The organism is Pseudomonas sp. ANT_J12, from assembly GCF_008370045.1.
Classification (GTDB): Bacteria; Pseudomonadota; Gammaproteobacteria; order Pseudomonadales; family Pseudomonadaceae; genus Aquipseudomonas.
The window spans coordinates 149,070-169,402 of record NZ_VOBN01000006.1 but is presented as its reverse complement, the minus strand read 5'-3'; the positions used below and the strand labels follow the sequence as shown (position 1 = coordinate 169,402).

The 20,333-nt window shown below is 61.1% G+C and carries 20 protein-coding genes; 13 read left to right on the top strand and 7 right to left on the bottom strand.

Annotated elements, in window-relative coordinates; genetic code table 11:
• Positions 1-34 precede the first annotated feature (34 nt).
• A complete protein-coding gene (locus FQ192_RS15615; RefSeq protein ID WP_149659398.1) occupies positions 35-2,908 on the bottom strand; it encodes an EAL domain-containing protein in 2,874 nt (957 codons plus the stop codon).
• Positions 2,909-3,166: 258 nt separating this feature from the next.
• On the opposite strand from FQ192_RS15615, the gene uvrD reads away from it, so the two are divergent.
• From uvrD to FQ192_RS15595, 4 genes are all read left to right on the top strand, one after another.
• On the top strand, positions 3,167-5,350 hold the full coding sequence (gene uvrD, locus FQ192_RS15610) for a DNA helicase II (protein WP_149659397.1): 2,184 nt from the start codon (positions 3,167-3,169) through the stop codon (positions 5,348-5,350).
• Between the two features lie 54 nt (positions 5,351-5,404).
• Complete coding sequence (locus FQ192_RS15605; protein ID WP_133835297.1) at positions 5,405-5,845, top strand: EamA family transporter; 441 nt, start codon at positions 5,405-5,407, stop codon at positions 5,843-5,845.
• Between the two features lie 179 nt (positions 5,846-6,024).
• Entirely contained in the window at positions 6,025-6,891 is an 867-nt protein-coding gene (locus FQ192_RS15600) for a Tim44 domain-containing protein (protein WP_149659396.1), read from the top strand.
• A 147-nt stretch (positions 6,892-7,038) separates the two neighbouring features.
• Positions 7,039-7,446 (top strand): SMI1/KNR4 family protein, encoded by a 408-nt coding sequence (locus FQ192_RS15595; protein ID WP_007943369.1) that lies wholly within the window; start codon positions 7,039-7,041, stop codon positions 7,444-7,446.
• Positions 7,447-7,467: 21 nt separating this feature from the next.
• Here FQ192_RS15595 and FQ192_RS15590 read toward each other — a convergent pair whose 3' ends face one another.
• On the bottom strand, positions 7,468-9,231 hold the full coding sequence (locus tag FQ192_RS15590; protein ID WP_149659395.1) for a cation:proton antiporter: 1,764 nt from the start codon (positions 9,229-9,231) through the stop codon (positions 7,468-7,470).
• 203 nt (positions 9,232-9,434) lie between these two features.
• On the opposite strand from FQ192_RS15590, the gene FQ192_RS15585 reads away from it, so the two are divergent.
• Positions 9,435-9,917: an acyl-CoA thioesterase gene (locus FQ192_RS15585; RefSeq protein WP_028620392.1), complete on the top strand. Its 483-nt coding sequence runs from the start codon at positions 9,435-9,437 to the stop codon at positions 9,915-9,917.
• Between the two features lie 114 nt (positions 9,918-10,031).
• Here the strand turns inward: FQ192_RS15585 and pdxY are convergent, their stop codons facing one another.
• Positions 10,032-10,904: a pyridoxal kinase PdxY gene (pdxY, locus tag FQ192_RS15580; RefSeq protein ID WP_149659394.1), complete on the bottom strand. Its 873-nt coding sequence runs from the start codon at positions 10,902-10,904 to the stop codon at positions 10,032-10,034.
• A 119-nt stretch (positions 10,905-11,023) separates the two neighbouring features.
• Between pdxY and FQ192_RS15575 the strand changes: the two genes are divergently transcribed.
• Complete coding sequence (locus FQ192_RS15575) at positions 11,024-11,437, top strand: DUF3301 domain-containing protein (RefSeq protein ID WP_054048264.1); 414 nt, start codon at positions 11,024-11,026, stop codon at positions 11,435-11,437.
• Here the strand turns inward: FQ192_RS15575 and FQ192_RS15570 are convergent.
• The gene (locus tag FQ192_RS15570) at positions 11,421-12,398 is read right to left on the bottom strand and encodes a GTP-binding protein (protein WP_149659393.1); all 978 of its coding nucleotides are present in this window, start codon (positions 12,396-12,398) and stop codon (positions 11,421-11,423) included. The genes FQ192_RS15575 and FQ192_RS15570 overlap by 17 nt on opposite strands.
• A gap of 27 nt (positions 12,399-12,425) precedes the next feature.
• On the opposite strand from FQ192_RS15570, the gene FQ192_RS15565 reads away from it, so the two are divergent.
• Positions 12,426-12,782 (top strand): NADH:ubiquinone oxidoreductase, encoded by a 357-nt coding sequence (locus tag FQ192_RS15565; RefSeq protein WP_149659392.1) that lies wholly within the window; start codon positions 12,426-12,428, stop codon positions 12,780-12,782.
• Here the strand turns inward: FQ192_RS15565 and FQ192_RS15560 are convergent.
• Complete coding sequence (locus tag FQ192_RS15560; protein ID WP_149659391.1) at positions 12,779-13,411, bottom strand: DUF1826 domain-containing protein; 633 nt, start codon at positions 13,409-13,411, stop codon at positions 12,779-12,781. The genes FQ192_RS15565 and FQ192_RS15560 overlap by 4 nt on opposite strands.
• Complete coding sequence (gene zigA, locus FQ192_RS15555) at positions 13,411-14,616, bottom strand: zinc metallochaperone GTPase ZigA (protein ID WP_149659390.1); 1,206 nt, start codon at positions 14,614-14,616, stop codon at positions 13,411-13,413. Before zigA ends, FQ192_RS15560 begins: the two co-directional genes overlap by 1 nt.
• Before the next feature lie 189 nt (positions 14,617-14,805).
• Between zigA and FQ192_RS15550 the strand changes: the two genes are divergently transcribed.
• Positions 14,806-15,183 (top strand): glutamine synthetase, encoded by a 378-nt coding sequence (locus FQ192_RS15550; RefSeq protein WP_149659389.1) that lies wholly within the window; start codon positions 14,806-14,808, stop codon positions 15,181-15,183.
• On the opposite strand, the gene FQ192_RS15545 is transcribed toward FQ192_RS15550, so the two are convergent.
• On the bottom strand, positions 15,180-16,370 hold the full coding sequence (locus FQ192_RS15545; RefSeq protein ID WP_149659388.1) for an N-acetylmuramoyl-L-alanine amidase: 1,191 nt from the start codon (positions 16,368-16,370) through the stop codon (positions 15,180-15,182). The genes FQ192_RS15550 and FQ192_RS15545 overlap by 4 nt on opposite strands.
• A gap of 86 nt (positions 16,371-16,456) precedes the next feature.
• Between FQ192_RS15545 and folE2 the strand changes: the two genes are divergently transcribed.
• Genes folE2 through FQ192_RS15520 form a run of 5 tightly spaced genes read left to right on the top strand, consistent with a single transcriptional unit; the run spans position 16,457 to position 20,331 of the window.
• A complete protein-coding gene (gene folE2 / locus FQ192_RS15540) occupies positions 16,457-17,356 on the top strand; it encodes a GTP cyclohydrolase FolE2 (RefSeq protein ID WP_149659387.1) in 900 nt (299 codons plus the stop codon).
• Entirely contained in the window at positions 17,353-18,021 is a 669-nt protein-coding gene (locus tag FQ192_RS15535; protein WP_149659386.1) for a metal ABC transporter ATP-binding protein, read from the top strand. Before folE2 ends, FQ192_RS15535 begins: the two co-directional genes overlap by 4 nt.
• Entirely contained in the window at positions 18,021-18,887 is an 867-nt protein-coding gene (locus tag FQ192_RS15530) for a metal ABC transporter permease (protein ID WP_149659385.1), read from the top strand. Before FQ192_RS15535 ends, FQ192_RS15530 begins: the two co-directional genes overlap by 1 nt.
• An 11-nt stretch (positions 18,888-18,898) precedes the next feature.
• Positions 18,899-19,774: a metal ABC transporter substrate-binding protein gene (locus FQ192_RS15525; RefSeq protein ID WP_149659384.1), complete on the top strand. Its 876-nt coding sequence runs from the start codon at positions 18,899-18,901 to the stop codon at positions 19,772-19,774.
• Positions 19,771-20,331: a DapH/DapD/GlmU-related protein gene (locus FQ192_RS15520; RefSeq protein WP_149659383.1), complete on the top strand. Its 561-nt coding sequence runs from the start codon at positions 19,771-19,773 to the stop codon at positions 20,329-20,331. Before FQ192_RS15525 ends, FQ192_RS15520 begins: the two co-directional genes overlap by 4 nt.
• Positions 20,332-20,333 lie beyond the last annotated feature (2 nt).

Genomic DNA, 20,333 nt, shown 5'->3' with positions numbered 1-20,333 from the left:
CCCCATTCCACGCGTCGCGCGCTCCATGTAGCACTTACAGGGGTTTTGCGTCCGCGCGCAGCAGCTCAGCCAGATCAGCGGCTTCCACTGGACGACTGATCAAATAGCCCTGCACTTCATCGCAGCGCTCGGCTTGCAGAAACTCCAGTTGCTCGACGCGCTCCACGCCTTCGGCCACGACTTTGAGCGACAAGCCATGGGCCATGGCGATGATCGCCCGGGTAATCGCCGCATCCTCGCCGCCCTCCCCCAAGCCACGGATAAACGCCTGATCGATCTTCACGTAATCCACCGGGATGCGCTTTAGATAACTCAGGGACGAATAACCGGTGCCAAAATCGTCGATTGCCAGTTTCACCCCCAGATCGCGCAGTTGCTGGAAGGTCGCGATGATGTGTTCGACGCTGTCCAGCAATTGGCTTTCGGTGAGCTCCAATTCCAGGTAATGCGGCGCCAGGCCGGTTTCTTCCAGCACCTGACGCACCAGGCTGACCAGTTTGCCCTGACGCAACTGATGCACCGACAAATTGACCGACACCCGGATCGGTTCAAGCCCCTGGCGCTGCCATTCGCAGGCTTGCCAGCAGGCCTGGCGCAGCACGAACTCGCCGATCGGACCAATGAGCCCGGTTTCCTCGGCCAGGCCAATGAAATCGTTGGGCGGCACCCGGCCCATGGTCGGATGGTCCCAGCGCACCAGCGCCTCGGCAGCGTTCAAGCGGCCGGTGGCGAGGCACAGTTTCGGCTGGTAGAACACCTTCAACTGCTTTTCTTCGATGGCTTTGCGCAGTTGATTCTCGAGTTGCAAACGCTCAAGCGTGCTGGCTTGCAGGCTGTCGGTGTAGAACTGGAAATTGTTGCCGCCCAGGTGTTTGGCGTGTTGCATGGCCATGTTCGACTGGCTCACCAACGCGGAAATCTCCCGCGCATTGTCCGGCAACATGCTGATGCCCATGGACGCGCTGACCACCAGTTCATGCCCCTCCACCGTCACCGGCAAACGCAGCTTGGACGACAAGCGCGTCGCCACCCGGGCCAGGCTCGACAAGTTGCCATAGGCATCAAACAACACCGCGAACTCATCCCCGGAGAGCCGCGCGATGGTGTCCGCTTCCGGCAGCGCATTCACCAGCCGCCGGGCCATTTTCTGCAATAACTGGTCGGCGATTTCATGGCCGAGGCTGTCATTGAGCAGCTTGAAACGATCGAGATTGATGTGCAGCAACGCCAAACTGCGTCGCCCGCCCTGTCGCACCCGTTGATGGGCCTCGTGCAGCCGTTCGCGGAACAGCGAGCGGTTGGCCAGGCCGGTGAGTTCGTCGTAATGAGTCAGGTAGCGCATGCGCTCTTCGGATTCGCGCCGCGCGGACAGATCGGCGAAGAAGCCGACAATATGACTGACCTTTCCGCGACTATCGCGCACCGCGTTCAATTGCAGCCACTGTGGATACAGCTCGCCGTTCTTGCGGGTTTCTACCAGTTCGCCTTGCCAACTGCCGTGCTGCTCCAAGGCTTGATGAATCGCGCTGTAGTGCCGACGGGCATCACGACTGCAAGGCAACTCGACGACGTTGCGCCCCAGCATGTCCTCGATGTCGTAACCGGTGACACGGCTGAAGGCCTGGTTGACTGCGATCAGCGCGTAATTCGGATCGAAGATCACGATGCCCTCGCTGGCCGCTTCGAACACCGTCGCCGCCAGTTGTCGCTGTTCCTCCTGGCCTTTGCTGGCGCTGATGTCGCGACGGGTCCCGACCATGCGCACGACCCGGCCATTTTCGCTGCGCTCCACGGCCCGGCCCCGGTCTTCGATCCAGACCCAATGGCCATCGCCATGGCGCACGCGGTATTCGATCTGGTAATCCTCGCTACGGCCCTTCAAATGCTCGACCAGCGCGCGCTTGAGGGGTGGCACGTCATCGGGGTGCAGCCGCGGCCGGAGGTGGCTGAGCATGGCGGTCACGTATTCCGGCGCCAGGCCGAACAACTCCTGAATTTGCGTGTGATGGACTTCATCGGTTTGCAGGTTCCAGTCCCACAGTCCCAATTCGCTGGCCTTCAACGCCAGCGCCAGGCGCGCTTCGCTTTTGCTCAGGGCTTGGGTGGCGGTGTTCAGTTCCTGGCTACGCTCGGCCACGCGGTTTTCCAGTTCGACCTGGGCTTCGCGCAGCTCTTCTTCGGCGCTGCGGCGCTGATCGATTTCCTTGGCCAGTTCGTGATTGAGTTGCTCGCCCTGGGTTTGAGCAAGCTGCAAATGCTCGATCAACGCCTGATTCTGAAAGCGCCGAAGCAAGCCGCGATCAATCAGCCGATTGACCTGCCAGGCCACGACACTCAAAGCGCCCAGCAGAATCAGCCCGAACCATCCCCAGCCCTGCTGCTGGACGTCGCCACCCCAGAACATATAGCCGATGGCCGGCAACAGGCAGGGCAAGGTAAAGGAGAGAAACGCAGGAAGGCTGACGGCGTAGGCCACGCTGGCCGACAGCGCGGCGGCACCAATCAGGCCGAAGACCCAGGCTTGCTGGATGAAGGTGTCGGCAGGGACCAGGGCGATGCCGGCGCCGGCGAGGGTCAGGCCGGTCATGGCCGAGCCGAGCAAAAACATGCGGATCCAGATCGGATGGGCCTGGCGGTTGGGAATCGCCGAATCGAAGGCCGCCACCTGGATCACCCGCAGCGCCACCAGTGACAACAACCAGACCAGCCAGACGCTGACCAGGAAGTAGCGCTGCGGGCTCCAGAGCAAACCGGCGCAGACCAGGCCATTGATCAGCATGAACAGCGTCGGCAACAGCGAGCCCTGGTACAGCAGGCGCGTGCGCTCGACCGCCATTTCCATGGCGTACTGTTTACGGATAACCCGGGGCTCCACGGAGGGGCCCGACAGGTCGGAGCTGAGGGTCATAGGCAATTTTCTTGTTCTTATATGGAGCGTGGTGAGCCCGAATTCTGCACGGAGCATACACAAGCAATGGCGATGACCAAACTGCTCCAGATCACAAAGTAGACCAAAGTCTCGACCGACGGTGTCGCTGAAAAAGTGCCCGAGCGAGCCCCGCCGCCGCCTGCAGCCAGTGACCGACCGGTCGTCCTCCCTCGATCTTTCATCGGCTAAATCAAAGCGATGTTTGCCCGGTGTGGCGCCGCCCCCTAGAATGCCCCGATGCGCGATGATCTCTCCCTTCTGCTGAACTCCCTCAACGATGCCCAACGCCAGGCCGTAGCTGCCTCCGTGGGTCGTCAGTTGGTCCTGGCCGGTGCTGGCTCCGGTAAAACCCGAGTGCTGGTGCACCGTATCGCCTGGTTGATCCAGGTCGAAAACGCCTCGCCCCACTCCATCCTGTCGGTGACCTTCACCAATAAGGCCGCTGCCGAGATGCGTCATCGCATCGAGCAGTTGATGGGGCTGAACCCGGCCGGCATGTGGGTCGGCACCTTCCACGGCCTGGCGCACCGCTTGCTGCGGGCGCATTGGCAGGAGGCCAAGCTGAGCCAGACCTTCCAGATTCTCGACAGCGACGATCAGCAACGACTGGTCAAGCGGGTGATCCGCGAGCTGGGCCTGGATGAACAACGCTGGCCGGCCCGTCAGGCCCAGTGGTTTATCAACGGGCAGAAAGACGAAGGTCTGCGCCCGCAACACATTCAAGCCAGTGGCGACCTGTTCCTGGCGACCATGCGCAGCATTTATGAAGCCTACGAGGCTGCGTGCGTGCGTGCCGGCGTCATCGACTTCTCCGAACTGCTGCTGCGCGCCCTCGATCTGTGGCGCGACAATCCCGGTCTGCTGGCGCATTACCAGAAACGCTTCCGGCACATCCTGGTGGACGAGTTCCAGGACACCAACGCCGTGCAGTACGCGTGGTTGCGTCTGCTGGCCAAGGGCGGCGACAGCCTGATGGTGGTCGGCGACGACGACCAGTCGATCTACGGCTGGCGCGGGGCGAAAATCGAGAACATCTATCAGTATTCCGACGACTTCCCCGATGCGGAAACCATTCGCCTGGAGCAAAACTATCGCTCCACCGCCGGCATCCTCAAGGCTGCCAACGCCCTGATCGCCAACAACACCGGGCGCATGGGCAAAGAGCTGTGGACCGATGGCGGTGAAGGCGAAGCGATCAACCTGTACGCCGCGTTCAACGAGCACGATGAAGCACGCTATGTGGTGGAAACCATCGAAAGCGCGCTGAAAACCGGCTTGGCCCGCAGCGATATCGCGATTTTGTACCGCTCCAACGCCCAATCCCGCGTTTTGGAAGAAGCCTTGCTGCGCGAGCGCATTCCGTATCGCATCTATGGCGGTCAGCGCTTCTTCGAGCGGGCGGAAATCAAGAACGCCATGGCTTATATGCGGTTGCTGGAAGGCCGTGGCAACGATGCGGCGCTGGAACGGGTGATCAACGTGCCGGCTCGCGGCATCGGCGAGAAAACCGTCGAAGCGATCCGCGACCACGCCCGTCACAGCGATGTGTCGATGTGGGAAGCGATGCGTCTGCTGGTCGCCAATAAAGGCCTGACCGGTCGTGCGGCTGGCGCACTCGGGGCGTTTATCGAGCTGATCGAGAACCTCGCCGCCAAGTGCCTGGACATGCCGCTGCACCTGATGACCCAGACCGTCATCGAGCAGTCCGGGCTGATTGCCTACCACGAAGCGGAAAAAGGCGAGAAAGGCCAGGCTCGGGTGGAAAACCTTGAGGAACTGGTCAGCGCCGCGCGCAACTTCGAGAACACCGAAGAAGACGAAGACCTGACGCCACTGTCAGCGTTCCTCGGTCATGCGTCGCTGGAAGCTGGCGACACCCAGGCCGACGAGCATGAAGACAGTATTCAGCTGATGACCCTGCACAGCGCCAAAGGCCTGGAATTCCCTTACGTGTTCCTTGTGGGCATGGAAGAAGGCTTGTTCCCGCACAAGATGAGCCTGGAAGAACCCGGTCGTCTTGAAGAAGAACGGCGCCTGGCCTACGTCGGCATCACCCGGGCCATGCAAAACCTGGTGATGACCTATGCTGAAACCCGACGCCTGTACGGCAGCGAGACCTACAACAAGGTGTCGCGTTTCGTACGGGAAGTGCCGAAAGGCCTGATCCAGGAAGTGCGGTTGTCCAACAGCGTCAGCCGTCCGTTCGGCGGTGGCCAGCAGCAGAGTTCCAGCAGTCTGTTCGGCGGCAGCGAGATCCCGGACACCGGTTTCAGCCTGGGCCAAGCCGTGCGGCATTCGGTGTTTGGCGATGGCGTGATCCTGAACTTCGAAGGCGCCGGGGCCCAGGCTCGGGTGCAGGTGAACTTTGGTGAAGGCAGCAAGTGGTTGATGCTGGGTTACGCAAAGCTGGAAGCGATCTAGTACAGCCAGATCATTCCCACGCTCGGCGTGGGAATGATCAATGGAGGAACGTTCATGGGCTCAGGCTTCTTTTCCTCCTGGACATTCTGGGCCCTGTTGTCGGCGGTATTCGCCGCCATGACCGCCATCTTTGCGAAGATCGGCATCGAAAACGTCAATTCCGACTTCGCCACCCTCCTGCGCACGATGGTGGTACTCGTCAGCCTGGCCTTGATTTTGTACGCCACGGGCCAATATCAGTCATTAGGATCAATCTCTGCCAGGAGCTATCTATTCCTGCTGCTGTCTGGGCTGGCGACCGGTGCGTCATGGATCTGCTATTTCCGTGCGCTGAAACTCGGCCCGGCCTCGTTGGTCGCTCCCGTCGACAAACTCAGCGTGGTGCTGGTGGCGGTGCTCGGGGTGATCCTGCTGGGCGAAAGACTGGACCTGCGCCAATGGGGCGGGATCGGCTTGATCACGGCCGGTGTGGTCCTGCTGGCGCTGCGACGCTAGGTTTTCTTCCTACAACACTTATCCACTTGTCCTACGGACGAAAGGTAAAAGGCCCTATTGCGCTGACTGAAGCTGAACGCAACCTGTCAGGCAAAAGCCCGAAACACTCTGCCGCTAGCCAGTGACACTTCAGCTGTGCAACATGGCCGGCGTGCAATCCACAAATGGGAATTCCCCTTATGAAACGTTTTCTTAGCATCGCCATGGCGCTGTGTATCGGCCTGACGATGAGCCTCGACGCCAATGCCAAACGCTTTGGCGGCGGCAAAAGCGCCGGCGCTGCGCCGACCCACCAGACCAGCCAGATGGCGCCTTCTTCGGCTGCGGGCGGCGCTGCTGCAACCGCAGGTGCTGCCGGTGCCGCAGGCGCTGCGGCCAAAGCCGGCGGTGCTTCGCGCTGGCTCGGCCCTCTGGCCGGTCTCGCGGCTGGTGGCCTGCTGGCCTCCATGTTCATGGGCGGCGGCTTCCAGGGCATGCAGATCTTCGACATCCTGATCATGGCCGTCATCGCCTTCCTGATCTTTCGTTTCATCGCCGCACGTCGCCGCAAGCAACAGGAGCACCTGGCTCCGGCTGGCGCGCCGATGCATCGCGAAACGTTCGAGAACAAGCCGGCCGGCGGTTCGATCTTCGGTGGCTCGGCAGCACCTGCCGCTCGTCCGGTGATCAACGCTCCCGCCTGGTTCAATGAACAGAACTTCATCGAAGCGGCCCGCAGTCACTTCCAGTCGCTGCAGCAGCACTGGGACGCCAACGAAATGGACAAGATCGCCGAGTTCGTGACCCCGCAAATGCTGGAGTTCCTCAAGCGCGAACGTGCCGACCTGGGCGACGGCTTCCAGTCGACCTACATCGATAACCTCAATGTCCAACTGGACGGCGTGGATGATCGTGCGGACAAGACCATCGCCACCCTGACCTTCAGCGGTTTGTCGAAGACCTCGCGTTTCGACCAGGGCGAAGTGTTCAGCGAAAGCTGGAACATGGAACGCGCACAGGGTGAGAACCAGCCTTGGCTGGTCGCCGGTATCCGCCAGAACGGCTGAACCGACGCGCGTTAAGCCTGTCGCAATGTTATCCCTATAAAAAGCCCCGGCCTCGGCCGGGGTTTTCTATTTCGCGGTTGCATCTATAGCGAGCTACTGTATAAACCGCCCCAACTAAACCGCGCCATCAGCAAGAGGATCCCGGACGTGGAAGAAATCATCGAACAACTGCGTGAAGCCAACGAACCGGTACCGGTCCCCTTGGAGTTGCCGGACGAAGATCAGATCGTGGAAATCGAAGAACAGCTGTTCATCGACATCCCGTTCGTCTTCAGAGAATTTTTGCTGACCGTCAGCGACGTGGTCTACGGCAGCCTGGAGCCGGTCACCGTTACCGACCCCCAATCCCACACCTACCTGCCGGACGTTGCCGCCAACGCCTGGGACGCTGGCGTGGACCGCAGCATGATCCCGATCTGCCAGGACGGTGACGACTACTACCTGGTCGAAGAAGACGGCACCGTGGTGCTGTGGCAAGCCGAAGAAGAACTGATTGCCGAAGAAACCTGGGAATCGGTCTGGCACTGGGCGCGGGACGTCTGGCTGGAAAGCTGATTCGCCCGGAGCCCCCGCCGTTCAATGCCCGGACGATTCCTTGTGGTTGTCCAGGGTTTCCAGCAAGGCCACCTGCATGCGCGTGTGCACGCGGATGAACCAGCGCCAGAGCAGCGCCGCTACGGCGGCCGTGACCACGGCGATCAGCACCAGCAACTTGTTGGTCGGCAGAATACTGGCCGACAAGGCTGCCAGCAGCAGGAAAATCACCAGCAGCGAGAGGATCGGGATCACTTCGGCGATCACCCGGCGCACTCGCTGCGTGTGACGGCCCGCCATCTCCGGCTTCACGCCCATCTCCGCCAGCAGCATCGACAGCGCCTTAAGCTTGCGATAGGCGGCGATCAGGAAGGGCAGCGACAACAGCAACGCCCCGCCCCAGATCAACGCTTTTTGCCAGCTCGGCTCGCTGATCCAGGCTTGCAGGTACTCCGACATGCGCTCGGCGAAAAACGCGCCCGAAAAGAAGATCGCGATCACCAGCGCCAGATTGACCCCCACCTGCAACAGAATCCGCCGAATCATCGACGCCAGCAGTGCGCCCTCGCCTTGCGGCTGAATGCTGCGCAGCCATTCGCCATACATCCCCAGCACGCGGCTCAGGCGCCCCGGCATGACCGCCGCCAGCTTGATCGACAGTGGGTCGGCGGCGCGGATCAGGTAGGGCGTCAGCAGCGTGGTAATCACCGACACCGCCACGGCCACTGGATAGAGGAAATTGCTGGTGACCTGCAACGTCATGCCCAACGCGGCGATGATGAAGGAAAATTCGCCAATCTGTGACAGACCCATCCCGACCCGCAGTGAGGTACGTCCGTCATTGCCGGCGATAAAGGCGCCGAGGCCGCAGGACAACATCTTGCCCAACACCACGGCCACAGTGATCACCGCGATCGGCCAGGCGTATTGCAGCAGGATCAGCGGGTCGAGCATCAGCCCGATGGCCACGAAGAAGATCGCGCTGAACAGGTCGCGAACCGGCTCGATCAGGCGTTCGATCTTCAGTAACTGCCGGGATTCGGCCATGATCGCCCCAATCAGGAAGGCGCCGAGGACCATGCTGTATTCGAGTTTGACCACCAGCAGGCAGAAGCCGAAACACAAGCCCAGCACGGTGATCAACAGCATCTCGTTGCTTTCGAACTTGGCCACGTAGGCCAACAGGCGTGGCACCAGCAGGATGCCGATGACCAGTGCGACGATCATGAACAGCGAGAGTTTGCCGACAGTGGAGAACACTTCGCCCGAGCTGACGGTACCGCTGACGGCGATGCTCGACAGCAAGGCGATGATGCCGATGCCGAGAATGTCTTCGACAATCAGCACGCCGAAGATCAACTGGGCGAAGCGCTCGTTCTTCATCTTCAGATCGTTGAGGGCCTTGACGATGATGGTGGTCGAGGAAATCGCCAGGATCGCCCCGAGGAACAGCGAATCCATGGTGTTCCAGTCAAACCAGCGGCCGATTTCGTAGCCGATCCAGATCATCAGCACGATTTCCAGGAACGCCGCGATAAACGCCGTAGCCCCGACCTTGAACAGCTTGCGCAGGCTGAACTCCAGGCCCAGGCAGAACATCAGGAAAATCACCCCGAGTTCGGCGAGGGTCTTGATCGTCTCTTCGTCGTGGATCAGGCCGAACGGCGGGGTGTGCGGGCCGATGATGAAACCGGCGACGATGTAGCCGAGGACCACCGGTTGCTTGAACCGGTGAAAGAGCACGGTCACCACACCTGCGACCAACATGATCACTGCCAGATCCTGGATGAAACTGATGGCATGCATGGTATGGGGCTCCTTGAAATCGACTTCCCGGAGCGTAACACCGCGACTTCCGGCAGAAAGGCGGTGCAATATATGGAAACAGATCGATCCGCGCGTGACGGCAGCCCCCTGCCCGGCGTCCCGATAACTGTTGGTTTTGAAAAGCCGACCACGCACCCGCAGAGGTGCGCTCCCGAAATCCTGCCTTGACCCGTGAGAACGCTATGGAACCCGGAAACGCCCAACTGTCGATGACGGTATTGATGACCCCCGACATGGCCAACTTCTCTGGCAATGTCCACGGCGGCACCCTGCTCAAATACCTCGACGAAGTGGCCTACGCCTGCGCCAGCCGTTATGCCGGCCGCTACGTGGTGACCTTGTCGGTGGACCAGGTGATTTTCCGCGAGCCGATTCATGTCGGCGAGTTGGTGACCTTCCTGGCGTCGGTCAACTACACCGGCAACACCTCGATGGAGGTGGGTATCAAGGTGGTGACCGAAAACATTCGCGAGCGCTCGGTGCGCCACACCAACAGTTGCTTCTTCACCATGGTCGCGGTGGATGACCAGCGCAAACCGGCCGTCGTCCCGCCGCTGCAACCGCAGAACAGCGAGGACAAGCGCCGCTTCATCCAGGCCCAGCAGCGTCGGCAGATTCGTCAGGAACTGGAAAAGCGCTATCAGGAGATCAAGGGCGACGTCTGAAGCGTTTGGCTTGAGATCGCTTTCGCGGGCAAGCCTCGCTCCTACGGATTTGCGTCGTACACATGATGTGTGATCAACCCAAACCTGTAGGAGCGAGGCTTGCCCGCGAAGCTTTTAAAGGCTGATCGGCGTCGCCTCGAACCGCACCCGCGGATGCGCGATCCGGTCCTGCGCCCGCACCAGTTCCAGCTCATAGCTGGCGCAGGCCTGGGTTTCCAGCAGCACTTCATGCACCGCGGCCGCGGTGAATTCGAACGCCGCCACCAGGCTGTCCCCCAACAGCACGCGGGCCAGGAACAGCCCGGACGTCAGGTCACCGACCCCTACCGGCTGACGCGGAAACGCCAACAACGGCCGACGCAAATGCCAACTGCCCTCAGCGGTCACCAGCAGCATCTCGAACACGTCTTCCGGTTTGCCGGGATAGTCCAGATGTTTGACCAGTACTGCCTTCGGACCGCGCGCCAACAGCGCTCGCGCCATGGCCAGGCAATCGAACAACGACTGCGGCTTGCGCCCCGAGAAGCTGTCCAGCTCCAGCTGATTCGGGCACATGAAGTCCGCCACGGCGGCGGCTTCCTCCAGCAGGAAGTCGCTGACCTCGGCCGGTACGCTGCAACCCTTCTCCGGATGGCCCATTACCGGGTCGCACAGGTACAACGCCTTCGCGTTGACCGACTTGATCCGTGCCACGCCAGTAAGGATCGCCCGGCCCTGGGCCGCACTGCCAAGGTAACCGGACAGCACCGCATCGCAGTTGCCCAGTTCACCGATCGCGGCGATGCCTTCCACCAGCTCCGGGATCTGGTGCGGCGGCAGAATTTCCCCCGCCCACTGCCCGTATTGCGTGTGATTGGAGAATTGCACGGTGTTGAGCGGCCAGACATTCACCCCGACCCGCTGCATCGGGAAAACCGCGGCGCTGTTGCCAGCGTGGCCGAACACCACGTGGGACTGAATGGCGAGCAGATGGGGCGTACGTTTCATGCGGTGAGTTTCCGTAAAACGATTGAAATTCGAGCCGCGCAGTATGCGACTAAACACAGCCTGTACGACAGACCGGCGACACAGTTAAGCTGGCACTATCTTGTTGGAGCACTTTGTTGATGCTGACCCTCGGAAATATCTTCGTGCTAATGCTGCTCGCCACTGGCGCCGCATGGCTGTGGCACAACCACGGCTTGCGCGAGCGCGCGCTGGAGCGGGTCAAGCAGCATTGCGCCAAGCTCGAGATCGAGTTGCTCGACGGCAACGTGGCGCTGAAAAAAATCGGTTTTATCAAAGATGCGAACGGTCGTCGACGGTTGGCGCGTGTGTATAACTTCGAATTCACCGTGACCGGCGAAACCCGCCATACCGGGACCATCACCCAATTCGGTGCGCACAGCGCGCAGATTGAACTGGCGCCCTACCCGATGCCGTTTGACGACACGCCGCCGGTAGTTGAAGTGGTGAAGCCGCGGGGTGAAGTGATTGAGATGAGCCAGTGGCGGCAGGAACACACTAAGTGGCGGCCTTGATTGTCCGGCAGTCGGCAAGCGCTCGTTGCAATGTATCTACATCCTGCGGCTCGCTAAAAATCAGCTCAATCCGCGAATCCTGACGCCATTCGCTCGGCCGCCACTCCAACGCCGAGTTATCCACCGCATTCGCTGAAATCCAACCACCGCCACTGTGGATAACCAGCTTCGCCCGCCGCCAGGCAAGGCTTTCAAGCCACTTGCCGATGAGCGCTGCATCAAACGTCTGGCTCGGGTGCCAACGCCAGCCAATGCTCCAGCCACCCTCCTGTTCCTGACTCAAGCAAATGGGGAACGCGGGGGCGGTCCAGATGGCCGGCATCTGCGCCAATCCCTTGGGCGCGACGAAGTTATCCACACCCGCGACAGCCTGACTCTCAAGCCCCGGCAACTCGCTCAATGGCAAGACCGCTTGCTGCGTCCAATACAGCCGACGTGCTGGCAACTGCCCAGTGATTCGCTGACGATCAGCGTCATCGAGGTGTTCTGACTTGTTCAGCAGCAACAAACCCGCGCTGATTAGCGCCTCCTGTTGCGCCGCCGGCAACGGTTTTCCGGCCGCCAGCGCCTGGGCATCCAGCACCAGCACACACGGCTGCACCGCCAGCACTCCAAGCCACGGCGCCTCGCTCAACTGCCGCAGCAACTGCGCCGGATGCCCCAGCCCGGAGGGCTCGATAAACAGCCGATCCGGTCGCGCCTTGCGCAGCAACCGCCCAAGGCCGATCTGGAACGGCGCACCATTGACGCAACACAAACAGCCCCCGGCCACTTCGCCCAGTGCGATACCATCGGCGTCCTGGGTCAGCAGCGCGGCATCGAGGCCGATCTGGCCGAACTCGTTGATCAGCACCGCCCAGCGCTCATTCGCCGGCCGCTGCGCCAGCAGGTGCTTGATCAGGCTGGTCTTGCCGGCACCCAATGGGCCGGCGATGACATGAGTGGGGATGTTCTGCAACATGGTCGAAGGTTTCTGAGGAGGTAGAGAATGCGGTTGATGGGATTGTCGTTGCTGTTGGCGCTGGTGTCGGGCGAGGCGCTGGCCCAGGCCTGCGTGGTACATAGCACGGCGGAACGACTCGACGTGAAAGTCTGCCAGCAGAACCGCAACATCCCGGAAAAACTCTTCGCTGACGGCTTCTGCCAGCCGAATCTTCCCGGGCAGAAAGTCGAGGTGCAATACGTCGACCAATGCCCCACCGGCGCTTTTGGGGTGTGCAACAACGCCCAAGTCGCCAATATGCCCTACCGCCAGGATATTCACTATTACGGCGTGGCCACCGATGCGGCGTATTTACAGCCGTTTTGCGAGGCGCAGAGCCAGGGTCACTGGCTCAAGCCCTAGTTGAGCCAGTCGAGTGTCAGGATCAACCGACGCTCGCCGGGCGCCGGTTCCGGTGAGCGATGGATCAAACCGAAGCCTTCGTTGCCGTGCCACTTCTCGCCTTTGAGCAACGCTACATCGCCGCTGCTGACTTGCTGGATCTGCGACTGCGGTTCAGCTTCCGGTTTGCCCAGTTGCCGGCGATCCATCGCGCCTTCTTTCAGCCACTGGCTGCCGACGCCGGCATAAGTGGTGATCAGCCGAACCGGCACGTGATCGACGTGGAAGCGTGGGCACATGGCTTTGTCGAGCACGCGCAGGCGCAGGCCGATGCGCTTGGCGCCCAACAAACAGGCGAAGGCACTGACCAGCCAGGAGACGTCGGTGATAAAACCTTCGTAGCCTTGCAGATCGCTGAAACCTGAAGCCAATCCGCGCAGGTTGGGCTCGGCGTCTTCGCTGGCAAGTTCCAGTGATAGCGATTCGGCCAGGGGCTCGTTCAGCGACAGCAGCAGACGGGCGAAATCGGCGATGTGCACCGGGAGTTGGCGCTGCCAGACGGCGAGATTGGCGTCGTCGTGGAGGATTTTGGTCAGGACTTTCGGGTTGGCGCCGTGGTGCTGGCGAGTTGGCCGAATCAGGGTCAGCATCAGGCAGCCTCTTCGTGCCAAGGGCCAAACGGATCCGGTAACAGGCGCCAGCTCTCGATCCCTTGGGCCATTTCATCGTCGGTCAGCAGGCAGTTATCGAGCTCGGCGGTGAGTTGCGCGAAGTCGATGTTCTGGCCGATGAACACCAATTCCTGGCGGCAATCGCCGGTGCTGGCGGTCCAGTTTTCCATGATTGCGGCAGTGCTTTCTTCATCCTGCGGCCATTGGGTTTTCGGCACGAAACGCCACCAGCGGCCAGCAAATCCATGACGCATCAACCCGCCGGCCTGGGACCAGCTGCCGGCGTCCATGTGCTTGCTGGCCAGCCAGAAAAAACCCTTGGAGCGCAGCAGTTTGCCGTTGACCCACGGGCGGTCGATGAAACTGAAAAACCGCTGCGGGTGAAACGGCCGGCGTGCGCGGTAGGCTGTCGAGGCGATGCCGTACTCTTCGGTTTCCGGCACGTGCTCGCCGCGCAATTCCTGCAACCAGCCTGGCGCCTGAGCGGCTTTTTCGAAGTCGAAGCGGCCGGTGTTGAGGATTTTTTCCAGCGGGATTTCGCCCATGACCATCGGGATGATTTCCGCCTGTGAGTTGAGCCGTTCGAGGATCGCGATCAGCTCCTGGCGCTCGCTGCTGCTGATCAAATCGATCTTGCTGATCAGGATCACGTCGGCGAATTCGATCTGCTCGATCAGCAGGTCAGTGATCGAGCGCTCATCCTCCTCGCCCAGGGTTTCACCCCGGGACGCGAGGCTTTCGGCGGCCTGGTAGTCGAGCAGGAAGTTCATGCCGTCGACCACCGTGACCATGGTGTCGAGCCGGGCGATGTCGGCCAGGCTCTGGCCTTCGTCGTCGCGGAAGGTGAAGGTTTCCGCCACGGGCAGCGGCTCGGAAATGCCGGTGGATTCGATCAACAGGTAATCGAAACGACCCTCCTTGGCGAGTTTGCTGACCTCGTCCAACAAGTCTTCACGCAAGGTGCAGCAAATGCAGCCGTTGCTCATTTCCACGAGCTTTTCTTCGGCGCGGTTCAGGCTGACATCGCGCTGGACTTCGCTGCCGTCGATATTGATTTCGCTCATGTCGTTGACGATCACGGCAACACGCAGGTTTTCGCGATTACGTAGTACGTAATTGAGCAACGTACTCTTGCCGGCGCCGAGAAAGCCCGACAGGACGGTCACGGGGAGACGATGGGGCATCAGGTATTCCTCACAGGATGTGGCCGGTCGACGCCCGTTTGTGGCGTTCGCGCAGCTCTTCACGTTCTTGGGGCACAAGGGCAAGTATGTTTTTAATGTTATAGTATAACAACACAAATAAACCACTCCCCTCTTGTCCGCCAAGACAAAGGGCACGATGCTTGAGCCGTTCGCTCCTCGAGAAATGCCATGGGAAACGCCCTGAAGTGCGCGCTGTTGAGCCTATCGCTATTGATGACCGCCGATGCCTGGGCACAGATCCCAAGCCTGGCCACCTGCACCCGCAGCGCCAATCTGCTCGCGTGTGTCGATCCCGATGGCAACGCCTATAGCGTCAATACCGTCGGCAGCACGATCTACCTGCGAGGCTTTGAAGTGCTCGGCAAACGCTATTGGGCGCAGACCAGCAGCCGCTACGGGCAACTGACCTTTTTCACCGGCCTCGCCTCCGACGGCGAAGCTTGGGTCGGCTACAGTCGCCGCGTCGGCTGGACCACCATCAATCGGTTTTCCAGCTCCGGCGGCAGCAGTGGCAAGTTCACCTGTAGCCGGATAACGGGCTGCTAGACCCGGGCTTTTTTCTGTTCCTGCTGCCAGGCGATGTAGCTGTTCATCGGCGGGTTCTTCTGGAAATAGCGCTGCAAACCTTCGAACAAACCGTCAGCGACAGCCTGCTGATGCCGCGCCGTGACCAGTCGCTGACTGTCGCGAGCGTTGGAAATAAAGCCGGTTTCCACCAGGATCGACGGCACGTCCGGCGACTTCAGCACCGCGAATCCGGCCTGTTCCACGCGTTTCTGATGCAGCGTGGTGATGCCCGCGAGGCTACCAAGCACGGTGCTGCCCAGTTGCAGGCTGGCGGCGATGGTCGCGTTCATCGACATGTCGAGAATCACTCCGGCGAGCATCGGGTCTTTGTCCTTGAGATTGAGCAGGCTGGTTGCACCGAGCAAGTCCGCGCCGTTCTCGCGCTGCGCCATGAACCTGGCCGTGGCCGAGGTCGCGCCGCCTTCGGACAGGCAATACACCGAGGCGCCGGACGCGGTGAGCCGTGGCGCGGCATCGGCGTGCACCGAGATGAACATGTCGGCGTTGTGCTTGCGGGCAATCTCCACGCGCTTGCGTAGCGGGACGAAGAAGTCGTCGTTGCGCACCAGTTTCACGTCGAAGCCCTTCTCGCGTTTCAGTCGTTTGGCCAGCAACTGCGCGATCGACAGCACCACGTCTTTCTCCCGCTCACCTTTGGCGCCGACTGCGCCAGGGTCTTTGCCGCCGTGACCGGGATCGACCACCACGATGATGTCGCGCTTGGGGTGAGCCTTGTCGATGATCGGCGCAGCGGCAATTTGAAGTGGCGCGGCGGTCTTCAGATCGAGCACCAGTCGATGGCCCTGCCCGTCCTGTGGCGGTAGCTGGAAGCTGTTGAGCTGCACCGGTTCGCTGAGGTCGAGAACGATCCGCGTGTCGCCCTGGCCGAAGTGACCGGAGCGAATGGAACGGATCACCGTGTTGTTCAGCACCAACTGACTGAAATCGCCGCTGAGACTGGCGCCATTCAGATCGATGATCAGCCGCTCGGGCGCGCTCAGGGAAAACGTCTTGAATTGCACCGGTCCGCTCAGATCGAACACCAATCGCAACTTGTCATCCGAACGCCAGAGCCGTGCGTTGCGTATCTGCGTGGCCGAAACACCAAAGGGTAAAGCGAAGGCCGCGCTGGCCAGAATCCAGTTGAGCAAGTGACGTCTGTGCATGGTGAAAGCCCGCTCGTGAAAAAGGCATCGTCGATTTGAATGTAATAATATAACATGCCAAATCAACTCCCACGATGGACCTGCTCATGAATGCGCTGACTCTGCCGGATATCGCCGCGCAGGCCTCACGCCAAGCCCTGCCACTGGAGTGGGTGGGCATGTGCGGCATTGCTCTTCCTGTTTTATTCGATGGCCAACGGCTGAGTGCGAAGGCGGATGCCGGCGTCAGTCTCGACGATGGAGAAGCGCGCGGTATTCATATGTCGCGGTTGTATCTGGCGTTGGAAATGCTTGAGCAGGGCAACCTCACGCCGGGATTACTGCGCAAAGTGTTGCGGCGTTTTCTCGACAGCCATGAAGGATTGTCCTCCAGCGCCTACCTGAAAATTCACGCTGACTTGCTGTTAAAAAGGCCGGCGCTGATCAGCCCATTGGCGGGCTGGAAAAGCTATCCAGTGAGCATCGAAGCGCGATTGAAAAACGAAATGTTCCACGTGGAACTAAAAATCGACGTGGCCTATTCCTCGACGTGCCCGTGTTCAGCCGCGTTGTCGCGCCAACTGATCCAGCAGCAATTCGTCGATGATTTCGTCAACACACCCCTGCAACATGCCGACGTTTTGGCCTGGCTCGGCTCCACAAAAGGCATCGTCGCGACACCGCACAGCCAACGCAGCACCGCTCACTTACAGCTGCGTCTTGACGATTACCTCGACGACTTACCGTTGATTGCGATCATCAACGACGCCGAAGCCGCCCTCGGCACAGCCGTGCAAACCGCGGTGAAACGCGCCGACGAACAAGCCTTTGCCCTGGCCAACGGTCAGAACCTGATGTTCTGCGAAGACGCCGCGCGACGCTTGAACCTGGCCCTGAAACGCTCCCCCGGCATCAACGGCATCCACCTGCGAGTTGTGCACGCGGAAAGCCTTCACGCCCACGACGCCGTCGCCGAGAGTCGCTGGAACTGGGAGTCCGCCACATGATCCGCTGCCAATCCCTACGCTGGGGCGCACCCGGTCAACCGCTCACGCCGGCCGTCGACTTCGAGCTACCCAAGGGCAGCCTGACCGCCGTAATCGGCACCAATGGCTCAGGCAAAAGCAGCCTGCTGAAAGTCATCGCCGGCCTGCAAAAACCACTGGCCGGAAAAATTGAACTGGATGTTCCCCGCAAGGGCGGCCTCTCGTTCCTGCCCCAGCAACAACACCTGGACCGACAATTCCCCATCAGCCTCCAAGAGCTGGTAGCCGCCGGATTCTGGGGCAGCAAGCAGACGCCTGAAGCGCGCAGGCAAAAACTCAAAGCCGTGCTGGAAGACTGGTGCCTGTCAGGCCTGGAACATCGCCCATTGATGGCCCTTTCCGGAGGCGAATTACAACGCGCCCTGCTCGCCCGTTTGAGTCTCGCCGAAGCGCCTCTTCTGCTGCTCGACGAACCCCACGCCGCCCTCGATGAACTTGGCCAGGAACTGCTCTGGAAACACATCCACGCCTGGCACGCCAACGGTCGAACCCTGGTGGTCGTGTGCCATGACCTCGCCGCCGTGCGCCAACACATCCCCCGAACCCTGCTGATCAAAAGCAGCGGCTGCAGCCTCGGGCTCAGCACCGAGCTGATCCGCCAACAACCGCAAACGCAGGTGGCTTGATGATTGTCGCCGCACAGCTTTGGCAACCGTTCCACGAGTTCGTGTTCATGCGCCGGGCGCTGCTTGGCGGTCTGGTCCTGGCGTGCAGCACCGCGCCACTCGGAGTGTTTCTGATCCTGCGCCGCATGAGCCTGATCGGCGATGCGGTCGCTCACGGCATCCTGCCCGGCGCGGCGTTAGGCTTCTGGTTTGCCGGCCTCAGTCTCCCGGCGCTGACCATCGGCGGCCTCGGCGCCGGCCTGAGCATGGCCGGTCTCGCCGCTTGGATCACCCGCCGCACCGGCCTGCGGGAAGACGCCAGCCTCGCGGCGATCTACCCAATCTCCCTGGCCAGCGGCATCCTGATCCTCGGCATCGCTGGCAAACGCCTGGACCTTTTGCACCTGCTGTTCGGCTCGGCGTTGGCCGTCGATGGCCCGACGTTGACCGGCATGCTCTGGGTCTCCGGCTTCAGCCTGATCACCATGGCGCTGATCTACAAACCGCTGCTGCTGGACACCCTCGACCCGCTCTTTCTGCAAACCGTCAGCCGTCTCGGGCCGCTCGCCCACGGGGTATTTCTGACGCTCGTGGTGCTGAATCTGGTGATCGGTTTCCAGGCCATCGGCGCGCTGATGGTGGTCGGTTTGATGATGTTGCCCGCCGCTGCTTCGCGATTCTGGAGCCGTCGTTTGCCGGTGCTGATGGCGATCGCCGCCATGCTCGGCTGCCTCTCGGTGTGGTTCGGTTTGCTGCTGTCGTTCTACTACTCGCTGCCCAGCGGCCCGGCCATCGTGCTGGTGGCTGGGGGTTTGTATCTGCTGTCCGTGGTGTTCGGTCCGGTGCACGGCTTGCTGCGCCGCCCGCCTTTGCTCACATCCCAATGAGGTGTTTCCCGATGCGCGCTTTACTCGTGCTGTTCAGTTTGATGCTGTCGATGTCGCTGTCCGCCGCAGAAAAACTGCAGGTGGTCACCAGTTTCAGCATCCTCGCCGACATGACCCATCAGGTCGGCGGCGAGCATATCCAGATCACCAACATGGTCGGCCCGGACGCCGATGCCCACACCTACGAGCCGACCCCGGACGATGCCAAAGCGCTGCTCAAGGCCAGGCTCATCATCAAGAACGGCCTCGGCTTCGAGCCGTGGCTGGACCGCCTGGTGACCAGCACCGAAACCAAAGCCCCGGTGATCAGCGCCAGCCACGGTGTGATTCCGCGCTCCCTGGATGAAGACGGCGAAACCGTTCCCGACCCGCACGCCTGGCACAACCTGGCGAACACCGAGTTGTACATCGCCAACATCACCAAAGCGTTGATCGCCGCCGACCCGGCCAACAAAGCCGACTACCAGCGCAACAGCCAGGCCTACCTGAAACAGATCTACGCCCTGCTCGCCGAAGCCAAGGCCAAACTCGGTTCGCTGCCACCGGGTAACCGCAAGATCGTCACGTCCCACGATGCGTTCGGCTATCTCGGCCAGGCTTACGGTATCGACTTCATGGCGCCCCAGGGTCTGTCCACCGAGCGCGAACCTTCCGCCGCCGAAGTCGCAGCGTTGATCACCCAGATTCGCCAAGCGAAGGTCAAAGCGGTGTTTATGGAAAACATCAAGGACGCGCGCCTGCTCAAGCAGATTGCCGATGAAAGCGGCGCGCACATCGGCGGCACTCTTTACTCCGATGCGCTCGCGGCAAGCGGCCCAGCCAGCACCTTCGCCGGACTGTTCGAATACAACCTCAACACCCTCTACGACGCGTTGAGCAAGCCATGATCCGCAAGAACCCCTCAGGTCATCTGCCGGTGATTGCGGAATCCGCGTACGTGGATAAAACCGCGATCATCTGCGGCAAAGTGGTGATCGGCGAGAACGTATTCGTCGGTCCCTATGCAGTCATTCGCGCTGACGAAGTCGATGCCTCGGGTGACATGGAGCCAATCACCATCGGCGCCAATTCGAACATCCAGGACGGCGTGGTGATCCATTCCAAGTCCGGCGCGGCGGTGACCATCGGCGAGTTCAGTTCCATCGCCCACCGCTCCATCGTCCACGGTCCCTGCACCGTCGGCGACCGGGTGTTCATCGGCTTCAACAGCGTGCTGTTCAACTGTTCGGTGGGTAACGGCTGCGTGGTACGGCACAACTCGGTAGTCGACGGCCGGGACTTGCCCGCGGCCTTCTATGTGCCGTCCACTACGCGAATCGGCCCCGGCACCGACCTTTCGCAGTTCCCGCCGGTGAGCGTCAGCGCCTCGGAGTTTTCCGAGGATGTGGCGCGCACCAACGTTGATCTGGTGCGCGGCTACAAAGCCCTGCAGAACGAGTTCTGACC

What these genes read in the sequence shown, in the direction of transcription:
- FQ192_RS15615 (WP_149659398.1), bottom strand. Translation starts at nt 2,908, where the DNA reads ATGACCCTCAGCTCCGACCTGTCGGGCCCCTCCGTGGAGCCCCGGGTT.
- uvrD (WP_149659397.1), top strand. Translation starts at nt 3,167, where the DNA reads ATGCGCGATGATCTCTCCCTTCTGCTGAACTCCCTCAACGATGCCCAA.
- FQ192_RS15605 (WP_133835297.1), top strand. Translation starts at nt 5,405, where the DNA reads ATGGGCTCAGGCTTCTTTTCCTCCTGGACATTCTGGGCCCTGTTGTCG.
- FQ192_RS15600 (WP_149659396.1), top strand. Translation starts at nt 6,025, where the DNA reads ATGAAACGTTTTCTTAGCATCGCCATGGCGCTGTGTATCGGCCTGACG.
- FQ192_RS15590 (WP_149659395.1), bottom strand. Translation starts at nt 9,231, where the DNA reads ATGCATGCCATCAGTTTCATCCAGGATCTGGCAGTGATCATGTTGGTC.
- FQ192_RS15585 (WP_028620392.1), top strand. Translation starts at nt 9,435, where the DNA reads ATGGAACCCGGAAACGCCCAACTGTCGATGACGGTATTGATGACCCCC.
- pdxY (WP_149659394.1), bottom strand. Translation starts at nt 10,904, where the DNA reads ATGAAACGTACGCCCCATCTGCTCGCCATTCAGTCCCACGTGGTGTTC.
- FQ192_RS15575 (WP_054048264.1), top strand. Translation starts at nt 11,024, where the DNA reads ATGCTGACCCTCGGAAATATCTTCGTGCTAATGCTGCTCGCCACTGGC.
- FQ192_RS15570 (WP_149659393.1), bottom strand. Translation starts at nt 12,398, where the DNA reads ATGTTGCAGAACATCCCCACTCATGTCATCGCCGGCCCATTGGGTGCC.
- FQ192_RS15565 (WP_149659392.1), top strand. Translation starts at nt 12,426, where the DNA reads ATGCGGTTGATGGGATTGTCGTTGCTGTTGGCGCTGGTGTCGGGCGAG.
- FQ192_RS15560 (WP_149659391.1), bottom strand. Translation starts at nt 13,411, where the DNA reads ATGCTGACCCTGATTCGGCCAACTCGCCAGCACCACGGCGCCAACCCG.
- zigA (WP_149659390.1), bottom strand. Translation starts at nt 14,616, where the DNA reads ATGCCCCATCGTCTCCCCGTGACCGTCCTGTCGGGCTTTCTCGGCGCC.
- FQ192_RS15550 (WP_149659389.1), top strand. Translation starts at nt 14,806, where the DNA reads ATGGGAAACGCCCTGAAGTGCGCGCTGTTGAGCCTATCGCTATTGATG.
- FQ192_RS15545 (WP_149659388.1), bottom strand. Translation starts at nt 16,370, where the DNA reads ATGCACAGACGTCACTTGCTCAACTGGATTCTGGCCAGCGCGGCCTTC.
- folE2 (WP_149659387.1), top strand. Translation starts at nt 16,457, where the DNA reads ATGAATGCGCTGACTCTGCCGGATATCGCCGCGCAGGCCTCACGCCAA.
- FQ192_RS15535 (WP_149659386.1), top strand. Translation starts at nt 17,353, where the DNA reads ATGATCCGCTGCCAATCCCTACGCTGGGGCGCACCCGGTCAACCGCTC.
- FQ192_RS15530 (WP_149659385.1), top strand. Translation starts at nt 18,021, where the DNA reads ATGATTGTCGCCGCACAGCTTTGGCAACCGTTCCACGAGTTCGTGTTC.
- FQ192_RS15525 (WP_149659384.1), top strand. Translation starts at nt 18,899, where the DNA reads ATGCGCGCTTTACTCGTGCTGTTCAGTTTGATGCTGTCGATGTCGCTG.
- FQ192_RS15520 (WP_149659383.1), top strand. Translation starts at nt 19,771, where the DNA reads ATGATCCGCAAGAACCCCTCAGGTCATCTGCCGGTGATTGCGGAATCC.